Raw genomic sequence first — 13,345 nt, forward strand, 5'->3', positions numbered from 1 at the left:
TCCATACCTCTCTCAAGCAAGAAAAAGAAGCCCTAAGGCTTCTGACTAATATTTTCTAAAACGTTGATAGCGATCTTCCAAAAGTTGCTCGAGAGAAAGTTTAGAAAGTTCCGCTAATTCGGTACTGATTTCTTGCTTGACTGTAGCTAAGAGCTCATTTTTATTAAAGCCACGTTCGGGGATAACCTTATCAACGACACCCATCTGCAAAAGCTCATGCGAGGTGATTTTCATCATCTCAGCCGCCTCCATTGCTCGGCTGCCATCCTTCCATAAAATGGAAGCAAAGCCTTCCGGACTGAGAATGGCATACATAGAGTTTTCCAGCATCCAGACCCTGTCAGCCACTGCTAAGGCCAGCGCCCCACCAGAGCCACCCTCACCAATGATAATGGCAATAATGGGCACTTTCAGATCACTCATTTCCATGAGATTACGGGCAATGGCTTCTCCCTGTCCGCGCTCCTCAGCACCGACGCCAGGATAGGCACCAGCTGTATTGATAAAAGTCACGACTGGACGGCCGAATTTCTCAGCCTGCTTCATGAGACGTAGGGCCTTGCGATAGCCTTCCGGATGGGGCTGACCAAAGTTCCGTCGCAAATTATCCTGCAAATTGCGACCTTTTTGAATACCGACCACTGTGACTGGCTGACCATTTAAGGTTCCGATACCGCCAATGACAGCACCATCATCACGGAAACCACGATCTCCGTGCAACTCCACAAAATCATCAAAAATGCCTTGGGCAAAATCCAGAGCCGTCAAACGGGACTGATCACGCGCTGCTTTGATAATCTGACTGATTTTTGTCATTGGTCACCTCCATGAAAGCTCAAGAGAGTAGCAATCCGATCTCGCAATTCACCACGTTTGACAATCGCATCAACAAAGCCATGCTCCAGCAAGAACTCTGCCTTTTGAAAGTCATCTGGCAATTTTTCCCTTACAGTAGACTCAATAACCCGACGGCCAGCAAAGCCTACCAAGGCCTGCGCTTCTGCCAAGATAATATCACCTTCCATAGCAAAAGAGGCTGTGACACCACCTGTTGTCGGATCTGTCAAAACGGTTAGGTAAAAAAGACCAGCCTTTGAATGACGTTGTACAGCAGCAGACGTTTTGGCCATTTGCATCAGGCTCATGATGCCCTCCTGCATGCGGGCACCGCCAGAAGCCGTAAACAGAACGACTGGCAATTTATGCTCTGTCGCATACTCAAAGAGACGGGTAATCTTTTCACCGACAACCGTTCCCATGGAAGCCATGATAAAGTTGGAATCCATGATCCCAAGGGCTGTTTTTTGTCCCTTGATACTAGCTATCCCCGTCAAAACGGCCTCATCTAGGCCAGTCTTTGCCCGTGTCTCCGCCAGTTTTTCTCGATAATTTGGAAAACGCAAGGGATCTGTCGTCTCAATACCAGTGAACAATTCCTCAAAGCTTCCTTGATCCACCGTCAAGCTCAGGCGCTCAAAAGCTGAAATCCGAAAAGTATAGCCACAGCTTGGACAGACACGTTCTGCCCCCAAATCTTTTTGATAAATGGTATGCTTACAACCTGGGCACTTAGAAAAAAGCTCATCTGGAACTTCTGGTTTTGGCTGAGGCAAGGCACGAGAGGAACGATTAGGATTGATCCGAATATATTTATCCTTTTTTGAAAACAAAGGCATTGCTTACTCCTTCATTAAATTTTAGAGTGATTCTGCTTCTTTCAAACAAAATCACTCCTTGTCATCTATTTTTTCTCTTGATAAGCCGGAAGGAACTGCTCCATGAGAAAGGCTGTATCATAATCACCAGCAATCACATTAGGATCTGAAATCAAATCCAACTGGAAACTGCTATTGGTCACAACACCGTCAATTTCTAGCTCATAGAGAGCCCGTTGCATCTTCATCAGGGCATCAAAGCGATTTTCCCCATGAACGATGATTTTGGCAATCATGCTGTCATAGTAAGGGGGAATAGTGTAGCCAGGATAGACGGCTGAATCCACGCGCAGTCCTACTCCACCACTTGGCAGATAAAGATTGGAAATCTTGCCTGGGCTCGGTGCAAAGTTAAAGGCTGGATTTTCAGCGTTGATCCGACATTCAATCGCATGACCGCGAATTTCAACATCTTCTTGACTGAAGGATAGCTCTTGACCATCCGCAATCTTAATCTGCTCTTTAACAATATCCACACCGGTAACAAACTCAGTCACTGGATGCTCAACCTGCACGCGAGTATTCATCTCCATAAAGTAGAATTCGCCCTTGGCTTCATCCAGCAGAAACTCAATCGTTCCGGCATTTTCATAGCCGACTGACTCAGCAGCCCGAACAGCTGCTTCCCCAATCTGCTGACGCAGGGTTTTCCCAATTGCCACAGACGGACTTTCTTCCAGCACCTTCTGATTATTCCGCTGCAAAGAGCAGTCCCGCTCGCCCAAGTGGACCACATGCCCCTGCTGATCTGCCAAAATCTGCACTTCAATATGGCGCGCTGGATAGATGACTCGCTCCATATACATGGCACCATTCCCAAAGGCCGCTTTGGCTTCACTAGAAGCAGACTCAAAGGCTGCCACTAAATCCTCAGCCTTTTCAACCTTACGAATGCCTTTACCGCCGCCACCAGCAGAAGCTTTGAGCATGACTGGATAGCCTATCTTTTCGGCGACTTCCAAGGCTTCTTCAGAGGTATGAACCTCACCATCAGAACCTGGGATGACTGGCACTTTGGCCTTAATCATCTGAGCCCGAGCATTAATCTTGTCCCCCATCAGGTCCATAACAGCACCTGAAGGTCCAATAAACTTAATGCCGACTTCTTCGCACATAGTCGCAAATTTGGAGTTTTCGCTCAAAAAACCAAAACCAGGATGAATGGCTTCTGCACCTGTCAGAACAGCCGCAGATAGGACCGCGTTCATATTCAGATAAGAATCCGTAGACTTGGCTGGACCGATACAGACCGCCTCATCAGCCAGTAAGGTATGGAGTGCTTCTTTGTCAGCCGTTGAATAGACGGCGACCGTATCGATTCCCAGCTCGCGAGCTGCACGAATAATTCTGACCGCAATTTCCCCACGGTTAGCAATTAAAATTTTACGAAACATGGTGAAATCTCCTCTTTCTTATTGACCAATCGCAAAGGTCAAGGTTCCGCTGGCTGCAAGTTTTCCGTCAACTTCGGCCTTGGCCTCTACCACTGCAATGGTGCCGCGGCGCTTGACAAACTTAGCTGTCATAATCAATTGATCACCTGGTACAACTTGCTTTTTGAACTTAACCTTGTCCATTCCTGCATAGAAGACCAGTTTGCCCTTATTTTCTTCTTTAGATAATTCCAGCACACCAGCCGTTTGAGCCAGAGCTTCCATGATTAAGACACCTGGCATAACTGGATACTGGGGAAAATGTCCATTAAAGAAAGGCTCGTTGATTGTCACATTTTTCAAAGCAACAATCTCATCTTCACTGACTTCCAAAACACGGTCCACCAAGAGCATGGGATAACGGTGCGGAAGTGCTTCTTTTATTGCATTGATATCAATCATTTGATGCGTACCAGCCCTTTCCCAAACTCAACCATTTCTTCATTCTGAACCAGAATTTCTGTAACCAGACCATCTTTAGGTGCTGGCACTTCATTCATGACCTTCATGGCTTCAATGATCATCAGAGTTTGACCTTTTTTAACTCGGTCTCCCACATTGACAAAAGCTGGTTTATCTGGTCCTGCGGCCAAGTAGGCCACGCCGACCAATGGACTTTCCACGACATCGCCTTCAGCAGCAGGGGTTGGAGCCTCTGGAGCCTCTGGAGCCACTTCAGGCGCTGCAGTTGGAGCTGCTTGGGGAGCTAGCTCAAACACAGGTGCGCTTGTTGGCTGCACAGGAGCTACGATTGGAGCTGCACTGACTGCTGGAGCTGTTGCAACTGCGGCTTGCCCTTCATTCTTGCTGAAAGTCAGCTCATCACTTTGATTTTTATAAGAAAATTCACGCAGACTTGATTGGTCAAACTGAGCCATCAAGTCTTTAATTTCATTGATATTCATCTAGTCCTCCCAACGCTTGAATGCCAGAACAGCATTGTGGCCGCCGAAGCCAAATGTATTGGAAATCGCATAAGGAATCTCTTGCTCCTTGCCTTCCCCAAATACAACATTTGCTTCAATATAATCTGATACTTCTCTTGTACCAGCTGTTTTTGGTACAAAACTGTGGCGCATCGCTTCAATAGTCGCAATCGCTTCAACTGCACCAGCTGCACCCAGCAGGTGACCAGTGAATGATTTGGTGGATGAAACAGGGACATCCTTACCAAAAACAGCTACAATGGCACCACTTTCACCTTTTTCATTAGCAGGAGTTGAAGTTCCGTGAGCATTGATGTAAGCTACATCTGACGGGCTAATTTCCGCTTCCTCAAGGGCCAATTTCATGGCTTTAATTGCACCCTGACCTTCTGGATGTGGAGAAGTCATATGGTAAGCATCACAAGTATTACCGTAGCCAACCACTTCAGCCAAGATAGTCGCTCCACGTTTTTCAGCATGCTCCAGACTTTCAAGAACCAGCATACCAGAGCCTTCTCCCATGACAAAGCCATTACGGTCTTTATCAAATGGAATGGAAGCGCGGGTAGGATCTTCTGTAGTTGATAGGGCTGTCAAAGCTTGGAACCCAGCAATGGCAAAAGGAGTGATAGAAGCTTCTGACCCACCAACTAACATGACATCTTGGAAACCAAACTTGATAGAGCGGAAGGCATCCCCAATAGCATCATTGGAAGAGGCACAAGCTGTATTGATTGATTTACAGATACCATTTGCACCAAAGCGCATAGCAACATTCCCCGCTGCCATATTTGGCAAGGCTTTTGGCAAGGTCATTGGTTTGACACGTTTTGGACCTTTTTCATGCAAACGAATGACTTGATCTTCGATTTCCTTGATACCACCGATACCAGAAGCAACGATGACACCAAAACGATCTTTATTGATTGCTTCTACATCAAGATTAGCATTTGTTACCGCTTCTTGAGCTGCATACAAGGAATACAAGGAATAATTGTCAAAACGATTAGTATCTTTCTTGATAAAGTATTTATCAAAAGGAAAGTCTTGAACCTCTGCCGCATTATGAACAGCAAAATCGCTGTGATCAAACTTGGTAATGGGACCAATTCCAATCTTACCTTCTTTTAAACTATTCCAAAATTCTTCTGGTGTGTTTCCGATGGGAGAGGTTAATCCATAACCTGTTACAACAACTCGATTTAGTTTCATAGTAAACTCCTTTATGATAATTGGTGAACTGTCAAATCCAAATGCATCGCACTTACTGCATGGTCAGCCCGCCATCAATCGCGATGACCTGACCAGTAAGATATTCCTGTCCTGCCAAGAACAAAGCGACATCAGCCACTTCTTCGGTATTGCCGAACCGTTTCATTGGGATTTGAGCCAGAGAAGCTTCTTTGATTTTTTCAGAAAGCCCGTCTGTCATATCTGATTCGATAAAGCCTGGGGCAATCACATTGACACGGATATTGCGCCCAGCTACCTCACGAGCAACCGACTTAGAAAATCCAATCAAGCCAGCTTTAGAGGCTGCATAGTTGGCCTGACCGACATTACCAGTCAAACCGACAACACTTGATAGGTTGATAATTGCTCCCTGACGAGCCTTGGTCATTGGTTTCAAGACAGCTTGCGTCATATTGAAGGCTCCAGTCAGATTGACCTTCAGCACTTGCTCGAAGTCTTCCTCTGTCATCTTGAGCATAATCTTATCGCGGGTAATTCCAGCATTGTTGACCAAGATGTCTACAGAACCCAAAGCCGCAATCGCCTCCTCAACCATTCGCTTGGCATCAGTACCATCAGACACATCACCTGAAATAGCCACGACCTTGATCGGATAACCAGCAAACTCAGCTAAAACGTCATCTGAAATTTGACCGCGACCGTTCAAGACAATATTGGCACCTGCACTTGCAAACTTATGTGCAATGGCTAAACCGATCCCACGGCTAGAGCCAGTAATAAAAACATTTTTATTCTTTAATTCCATTGATATTCCCCATTATTTTTCCAGTAGGGCTGTCAAAGTCTCTACACTTTCAACAGAATGAACAACTGCCGATTTATCAATTTTCTTCATAAAGCCAGACAGGACTTTCCCTGGGCCAATCTCGATAAATTCTGTCACACCAGCTTCCTGCATTTTAGCGATACTGTCATAGAAACGAACTGGTTCCATGACCTGACGGGCCAGTAATTCCTTAATTCTGCTAGCTTCCATAATATCCGCTTCTGTATTGCCTACTAGCGGAAGCTGAAATTCAGTAAATTCCGTTTCAGCCAAGACCTGAGCTAATTTCTCACTAGCTGGTTTCAAGAGTGCCGTATGGAAAGGACCAGAAACATTCAGCGGAATCAAGCGTTTCACACCTGCTTCCTTGAGGAGTTCTACCGCTTTATCCACCGCTGCCACATCTCCCCCAATGACGACTTGACCTGGAGTATTGTAATTGGCAGGAGAGACCACTCCTAGCTGACTAGCCTTCTGGCAAGCTTCTTCAATAAGACCTACGTCCGCATTTAGCACCGCAACCATCTTTCCAGAACCAGCAGGAGCTGCTTCTTCCATGAAAGCTCCGCGTTTAGCGACTAGAGCTACCGCTGTTTTGAAGTCCAGCGCGCCAGCAGCTACCAAGGCAGAGTATTCGCCCAGAGAAAGACCAGCTACCATATCAGGACGGATTCCTTTTTCAGCCAGCAGGCGATAAATAGCAAAAGAAGTTGTCAAAATTGCTGGCTGAGTATAGCGAGTTTGGTTGAGTTTCTCCTCATCTTGGTCAATCAGCGCCCGAACATCATATCCCAGAACCTGACTCGCTTCCTCAAAGGTCGCCTTGACCACATCATACTGCTCATAGAAGTCACGAGCCATCCCCAGATACTGGGCTCCCTGACCGGCAAAGAGAAAGGCTGTTTTAGTCATTTCTAGTAACTCCTGCCCAACGTTTTGCTTCTTGCTGAATCTTTTCAGCAGCGCCATAATAGATATCCTTGAGGATTTCTTCGACTGTTTCTTCCTTGCTGACCAAGCCGGCAATCTGACCGGACATGACAGAACCATTTTCCACATCGCCACGGACAACTGCATTGGCCAAGGCACCAGCACCCAGATTTTCAAAAACAGTCAAGTCTGGAGTTTCTTGCTTGAAGGCTTCTTTTTCAGCTTTTTCGAAATCGCGAGTCAGCTTATTCTTGATAGCACGAACCGCATGGCCGAAATGCTGAGCAGAGATTGTCGTATCAATATCACGAGCCTTCAAGATCATATCTTTATAATTTTGGTGGGCATTGGATTCCTTAGCCACGACGAAGCGTGTTCCGACCTGAACAGCCTCTGCCCCCAGCATAAATCCAGCTGCAGCACCAGAGCCATCCGCAATACCACCAGCTGCAATAACTGGAATGCTGACTGCTTCTACGACCTGACGAACCAAAGTCATGGTCGTTAACTTACCGATGTGACCACCGGCTTCCATCCCTTCAGCAATGACGGCATCCGCTCCGATTTTTTCCATCCGTTTAGCCAGAGCTACACTTGGTACAACAGGAATCACAGTAATACCTGCCTCGTGGAAACGAGCCATGTACTTACTTGGATTGCCGGCACCAGTCGTCACCACTTTTACACCCTCTTCAATGACGAGGTCCACGATGTCATCTACAAAAGGCGACAAAAGCATGATATTGACACCGAAAGGACGATCGGTCAAAGACTTAATCTTGTCAATATTGGCTTTCACCACTTCCTTAGGCGCATTTCCGCCACCAATGATCCCAAGACCACCAGCCTTTGAAACCGCACCAGCCAAGTCACCATCTGCAACCCAAGCCATACCACCTTGGAAAATAGGATATTTAATATCTAATAATTCTGTAATTCGTGTTTGCATAATACCTTCCTCATAATCATTGCTTAAGTAATAGCTTGAGCCCAAACCTCTAGATAGCAACCTTTTTACTTTGAAATTCAAACTATTACCTAAACAAGAGAGAATATCTTGCGATACTCTCAAATCTTTATTATTTTGTTTTTTCTTCTACGTAGGCAACCAAGTCACCAACTGTTTTCAAGCCTTCTTCAGTTTCGATTTGGATGTCAAATGCATCTTCGATTTCTGAAATTACTTGGAACAAATCCAATGAATCTGCTTCAAGATCATCGAAAGTTGACTCAAGTGTAACTTCTGATGGCTCTTTACCAAGTTCCTCAACGATAATTTCTTGTACTTTTTCAAATACTGCCATGGATAGACTCCTTTAAAAAATATATATTTTTATCTATGTGTTTCCACATGATTAACTAAATTGTAACAATAAGCGTGCCCCATGTCAAACCTCCACCGAAACCTGACAACAAAACTGTCTGGTCTCCGTTCAGCTTAATCAAGTCCTGTTGAACACACTCAGATAATAAAATCGGGATACTGGCTGCACTAGTATTGCCATATTCCATCATATTGGCAGGCAGTTTTTCCCTAGAAACTCCAAGTTTCTTAGCCATTTTATCTAAAATTCGGATATTGGCCTGATGCAAGAGCAGATAGTCAACCTCCTCCACTGAAAACGGACTCTCTTCAATGGTGTTTTTGATAGAACTAGCTACATCGCGAATAGCAAAGTCAAAGATTGCGCGACCTTCCATTTTCAAATAGCGATCATCAGCTTGCTTTTCCGAAAAAGGAGAGGACAAACCAAGTCCACCACAAGTCAAGCTCTGACCTCTCAAACCATCAGTAAACTGACTTTCAGCCCAAAAATACTGCTTTTCTGTCGCTTCAAGCAAGACTCCTCCAGCCCCATCACCAAATAAGACTGACGTCGCCCGATCCGACCAATCAACAACCTTCGACAGCGTTTCACTACCGATAATCAAGCCTCTTTGATAACGACCCGAAGAAATGAACTTTTCCCCAGTTGAAAGGGCAAAGATGAAGCCACTGCAAGCCGCCGTCAAGTCAAAAGCAAAAGCCTGGCTAGCTCCAATATTGGCCTGCACTCTAGCTGCAGTCGATGGCATCAGAGAATCTGGAGTCACCGTCGCAACGATGATAAAATCAAGTTGGTCAGCAGATAGTTGCGCCTTTTCAAGCAATTGCTCAGCAACCCTTGTAGCCAAGTCACTGGTTGACTCAGTTCGAGATAGGTGACGCTGTTTGATACCCGTGCGGCTGGAAATCCATTCATCACTTGTATCCATAATCCTGGCCAGATCATCATTTGTGACAACCTGCTTTGGAGCATAATGAGCTACTTGAGTAATTCTTGCATAGTTCATCATTTTAGCTCCTCTAAAAAATTATACAAGTTTTGCAAACCCTTTTGCATCACTTTTTGTTCCTCTGATGACATTCCTTCCACGACCTGCATGACCATGCGATTGTGAAAACGTTTATGAAGGCGATACAAGAGCCTCCCTTTCTTAGTCAAGCTCAGATGAACCACGCGACGGTCAATGGACGAACGGCGACGCTCGATATAGCCCTTACGCTCCAAGTTGTTCAAGCTGGTTGTAACGGTCCCCAAAGTGACCAGTAATTCCCTTGAAATGTCACTTGGAGTCGCATTAGGCGTGGTACCAATAACATCAATAGTGTGCATTTCTTTAATCGAGACATCTTTAAATTGACTGCCTCGGAGGCTAGACTCTTCAATAACCAAAACATTATTAAAAATAGATGTTAAATAATCATTGACTAATTGATAATTCAAACCAACACCTCCTTCATAAATACTTTGACAATCAAATTTTATCAGATCTCAAAATATTTTGCAAGTTTTTTTTGAAAATTTATTTGATTTTCAAACAATTTTCTTGGCCAGCAAACTCCTTACTTACCTGTAAATTGAGGACGCCGCTTCTCAGTATAAGCTTGAACTCCTTCTTTGAAGTCCTCAGTGAAAGCCAGAGATTTCTGAACAGCCAATTCCAGCTCTGCATACTCTTTCCAACCGCTGAAGAGACTCTTCCAGACCATTTCTTTCATGGCTCTGTAAGAATTCAGCGAGCCACGTTTTAGCTTCTTCAGTAGCTGTTCTGTTGTTTTTTCCAATTTTTCTGCTTCACAGACTTTATAGAGCAAGCCATAATCCAGGGCCTTCTCTGCGGTCAGAGCCTCTCCAGTCATAACCAAATGGGTTGCCCGAGTCACACCAATTGCCCGAGTCAGTAAATACAATCCACCAGCATCTGGCGCTAGCCCCACTCCCACAAAAGCTTGGATGAAACGAGATTTCTCTGTCGCAATACAGAAATCGGCAGCCACAACCATATTGGCAGCAGCGCCTGCAACAGGTCCGTCCACACTCATGATCACTGGCTTAGGTAGCCGTTTCATGGCAAAGGAAATATCATTGACCAACTCTGCAATTTTTACCAAGGATTGAATATCGTCAGCACTGACAGCTCTTTGCATCTCAGCTAGGTCGCCACCGACAGAAAAGACCTTCCCATTGGCATTGATCACTAAAAACTTCACTACCTCATCATTTGCGGCCAGCTCAATCGCTTCTAAAATCTCCTCACACATCGGAATATTGAAACCATTGGAAACTTCAGGACGATTGAAAGTAATGGTCGCCACTTCATCAACTACTTTATAAAGAATACCATTAAAAGTCATTCTAACTCCATTCTCGACTGGATATATGCAGCCGTTTTGTTTTATTCTTAAATAATTTGATATTCAAATTATATTCATTCTAGCACAAAAGTTTTAAGAAAGAAAACAAAAACTGGGAAATTTGATTTTATATTCGTTTTTTGCTTATTTTTTGAAAAGAAGCTTGGATGAAAAAGCGCTTCTGATAGATTTGCAAAATTTTCAGAATTTTGTTATAATTTCCTAAATTATGTTTAGGAGTCTCCATGAAAGTTGTTAAATTCGGTGGAAGTTCACTCGCTTCTGCTTCACAGTTAGAAAAAGTCTTACATATCGTAAAATCTGACGCTGAGCGTCGCTTCGTTGTCGTTTCTGCACCAGGAAAAAGAGACGACCAAGATACAAAGGTCACTGATGCTTTGATCAAGTATTATCGCCAGTATATCGCAGGGAATGATGTCTCCAAGGAGCAAAATTGGATCATCAACCGCTACGCAGACATGGTCGCTGAGCTGGGCCTGAAATCTACAATTATTGAGAAAATCTCTAAGAGCATCATCTCCCTGGCTACCCTGCCCATTGAAAACAACGAATTTCTTTACGACGCCTTCCTAGCAGCAGGTGAAAACAACAATGCCAAGCTAATCGCAGCTTACTTTAATCACAATGGCATTCCAGCCCGCTACGTCCATCCTAGAGAAGCTGGACTAGTAGTTTCAAGCGAACCTGGAAATGCCCGTATCCTTCCTTCAAGCTATGATAAGTTGGAGGAACTGAACCATTCCGATGAAGTCCTTGTCATCCCTGGCTTCTTTGGTGTCACTCAATATGGACAGATCTGTACCTTTTCTCGTGGTGGCTCAGATATTACTGGGGCGATTATTGCAGCTGGTGTCAAGGCTGATGTCTATGAAAACTTCACTGATGTGGACGGCATCTTTGCTGCTCACCCTGGGATTATTCACAAACCACGCTCCATTGCTGAGCTTACTTATCGCGAAATGCGGGAATTAGCCTATGCAGGCTTTACGGTTCTTCATGACGAAGCCCTGCTGCCAGCCTATCGCGGAAAAATTCCACTCGTCATCAAAAATACCAACAATCCAGAACACCCTGGTACGCGCATCGTCCACAAACATAGCGAGGATCATCCCCCTGTTGTTGGAATCGCTGGTGATTCTGGCTTTGTAAGTATTAACATGTCCAAGTACCTCATGAACCGAGAAGTTGGATTCGGTCGCAAGGCGCTACAGATTTTAGAAGATTTGAACATTGGTTGGGAACATATGCCGACAGGAATTGATGATCTTTCTATCATCCTTCGTGAACGCGAATTGACTCCAATCAAGGAAGAAGAGATTCTGCGCCAACTTGTGCAAAAAGCGGAAGTAGACTTCGCAGAAATTGAGCACGATCTTTCTATTATCATGATTGTCGGCGAAAAAATGAAGAGTCATATCGGGGTGACTGCTACTGCGACTAAGGCTCTTTCTGACAATAAAATCAATATCCAAATGATGTCACAAGGTTCAAGTGAAGTTTCCATCATGTTTGTTGTCAATAAAAACCAAGAAAAGGCTGCCATTCGTGCCCTTTATAAAGCTTTCTTTGGCAGCTCAGAAAACGATGAATAAACTGAACAAGCAAACAACAAAGACCTAGCTCTGGATAGAGCTAGGTCTTTCCTTATGCTTTTTTATAATAATCCTTTTTTCTTTTCCAAGATTAGGTCTTTGACAGATATCAACAGGACAGCCAATAAAATCATGCCCATACCTACGAAATCGAGTAGATAAAAGCGTTCATTCATAATGATAAAGGCAAAGAAGACCGCTGAAATTGGCTCAATCGAGGCTAGGAGGCTAGATTTGACAGGACCGACCAAGCTTGTTCCCTTCAAAAAGACAGTGTAAGCAAAGATTGTTCCGATGACAATGATGCCGACCAAGGCCAGAAGAATATCCAAACGGAATTGCCACTGATGTTGGAAAATACCGCTGAAAGGAAGGAGCAAGATACCTGCAATGGTCATGCCAATCCCGATAACCAACATGCTGCCCCACTTTTTAATGAGTCCAATCGGCAAAAGAATATAAAGTGCATAAGTAAATGCTGAGAAAACACCTAAAAATAAACCTTTTGGCGTCATCGAGAGCTGATTGACCTGACCGTGGGTCGCAATCAGAAAGGTTCCTCCGATAGCTAAAATCATGGAGCAGACCTGAGCCACAGTCGGAGCCACTCTATCTTTGACACAAGTGTAAGCCAAGACTCCCACCGGACAGAGATATTGTAAAACCGTTGCTGTTCCTGCATTTGTCTCATGAATAGCCGCCAGATAGGCGTATTGATTGATGAACAAGCCTAAAATTGCAAAAATTAAAATGTGTAGTAGAGAATTCTTATCTTTCCAAATCTTTTTAAAGGATTCTTTATTTGTGGCATAAGCCAACATCATCAAGACTAAACCCGCTAGCAACAAGCGCACATTGGTCAAGCTCATCGCCGAAAAACCGTTCTCCATCAGATATTGACCACTTGTTCCCGATAAGCCCCAGGCAATCCCCGCAGCCAAGGTATAGATAGTTCCCCTTAAAACTTTTGACATCCCCAACCTCTTTCTTTTAGCTTTGATCATTATAACATAAACCATAAAAAGAGAG

At 44.5% G+C, this 13,345-nt stretch carries 15 protein-coding genes; 1 reads left to right on the top strand and 14 read right to left on the bottom strand.

The annotated features are described in order from the left end of the window. Positions 1-45: 45 nt before the first annotated feature. The 13 genes from I872_RS08865 to I872_RS08925 all read right to left on the bottom strand — a co-directional run bounded on the left by I872_RS08865 (position 46) and on the right by I872_RS08925 (position 10,703). A complete protein-coding gene (locus I872_RS08865; protein ID WP_015605761.1) occupies positions 46-816 on the bottom strand; it encodes an acetyl-CoA carboxylase carboxyl transferase subunit alpha in 771 nt (256 codons plus the stop codon). After that, the gene (gene accD, locus I872_RS08870; protein WP_015605762.1) at positions 813-1,676 is read right to left on the bottom strand and encodes an acetyl-CoA carboxylase, carboxyltransferase subunit beta; all 864 of its coding nucleotides are present in this window, start codon (positions 1,674-1,676) and stop codon (positions 813-815) included. The genes I872_RS08865 and accD overlap by 4 nt, the downstream gene beginning before the upstream one ends. A 65-nt stretch (positions 1,677-1,741) precedes the next feature. Further along, on the bottom strand, positions 1,742-3,109 hold the full coding sequence (locus tag I872_RS08875; RefSeq protein ID WP_015605763.1) for an acetyl-CoA carboxylase biotin carboxylase subunit: 1,368 nt from the start codon (positions 3,107-3,109) through the stop codon (positions 1,742-1,744). A gap of 18 nt (positions 3,110-3,127) precedes the next feature. After that, positions 3,128-3,550 carry a 3-hydroxyacyl-ACP dehydratase FabZ gene (fabZ, locus tag I872_RS08880; protein WP_008809611.1) on the bottom strand — a complete coding sequence of 141 codons (423 nt, stop codon included), beginning with the start codon at positions 3,548-3,550 and terminating at the stop codon, positions 3,128-3,130. Beyond that, complete coding sequence (gene accB / locus I872_RS08885) at positions 3,547-4,053, bottom strand: acetyl-CoA carboxylase biotin carboxyl carrier protein (protein ID WP_015605764.1); 507 nt, start codon at positions 4,051-4,053, stop codon at positions 3,547-3,549. Before accB ends, fabZ begins: the two co-directional genes overlap by 4 nt. After that, entirely contained in the window at positions 4,054-5,286 is a 1,233-nt protein-coding gene (gene fabF, locus I872_RS08890; protein WP_015605765.1) for a beta-ketoacyl-ACP synthase II, read from the bottom strand. It lies immediately after the preceding gene. A gap of 52 nt (positions 5,287-5,338) precedes the next feature. Beyond that, on the bottom strand, positions 5,339-6,073 hold the full coding sequence (gene fabG, locus I872_RS08895; RefSeq protein WP_015605766.1) for a 3-oxoacyl-[acyl-carrier-protein] reductase: 735 nt from the start codon (positions 6,071-6,073) through the stop codon (positions 5,339-5,341). 12 nt (positions 6,074-6,085) lie between these two features. After that, positions 6,086-7,006 (bottom strand): ACP S-malonyltransferase, encoded by a 921-nt coding sequence (gene fabD, locus I872_RS08900; protein ID WP_015605767.1) that lies wholly within the window; start codon positions 7,004-7,006, stop codon positions 6,086-6,088. Beyond that, complete coding sequence (gene fabK, locus I872_RS08905) at positions 6,999-7,973, bottom strand: enoyl-[acyl-carrier-protein] reductase FabK (RefSeq protein ID WP_015605768.1); 975 nt, start codon at positions 7,971-7,973, stop codon at positions 6,999-7,001. Before fabK ends, fabD begins: the two co-directional genes overlap by 8 nt. A 130-nt stretch (positions 7,974-8,103) precedes the next feature. Beyond that, positions 8,104-8,328 carry an acyl carrier protein gene (locus I872_RS08910; protein WP_005591706.1) on the bottom strand — a complete coding sequence of 75 codons (225 nt, stop codon included), beginning with the start codon at positions 8,326-8,328 and terminating at the stop codon, positions 8,104-8,106. 55 nt (positions 8,329-8,383) lie between these two features. Continuing rightward, positions 8,384-9,358 carry a beta-ketoacyl-ACP synthase III gene (locus I872_RS08915; RefSeq protein WP_015605769.1) on the bottom strand — a complete coding sequence of 325 codons (975 nt, stop codon included), beginning with the start codon at positions 9,356-9,358 and terminating at the stop codon, positions 8,384-8,386. Beyond that, complete coding sequence (fabT, locus tag I872_RS08920; protein ID WP_015605770.1) at positions 9,358-9,792, bottom strand: fatty acid biosynthesis transcriptional regulator FabT; 435 nt, start codon at positions 9,790-9,792, stop codon at positions 9,358-9,360. Before fabT ends, I872_RS08915 begins: the two co-directional genes overlap by 1 nt. 119 nt (positions 9,793-9,911) lie before the next feature. Next, the gene (locus tag I872_RS08925) at positions 9,912-10,703 is read right to left on the bottom strand and encodes an enoyl-CoA hydratase (protein WP_015605771.1); all 792 of its coding nucleotides are present in this window, start codon (positions 10,701-10,703) and stop codon (positions 9,912-9,914) included. 245 nt (positions 10,704-10,948) lie between these two features. Here I872_RS08925 and I872_RS08930 point away from each other — a divergent pair, with 245 nt between their 5' ends. Further along, positions 10,949-12,316 carry an aspartate kinase gene (locus I872_RS08930; protein WP_015605772.1) on the top strand — a complete coding sequence of 456 codons (1,368 nt, stop codon included), beginning with the start codon at positions 10,949-10,951 and terminating at the stop codon, positions 12,314-12,316. A gap of 62 nt (positions 12,317-12,378) precedes the next feature. On the opposite strand, the gene I872_RS08935 is transcribed toward I872_RS08930, so the two are convergent. Next, the gene (locus I872_RS08935; protein WP_015605773.1) at positions 12,379-13,290 is read right to left on the bottom strand and encodes a DMT family transporter; all 912 of its coding nucleotides are present in this window, start codon (positions 13,288-13,290) and stop codon (positions 12,379-12,381) included. Positions 13,291-13,345 lie beyond the last annotated feature (55 nt).

This window comes from Streptococcus cristatus AS 1.3089, assembly GCF_000385925.1.
GTDB lineage: Bacteria > Bacillota > Bacilli > Lactobacillales > Streptococcaceae > Streptococcus > Streptococcus cristatus_B.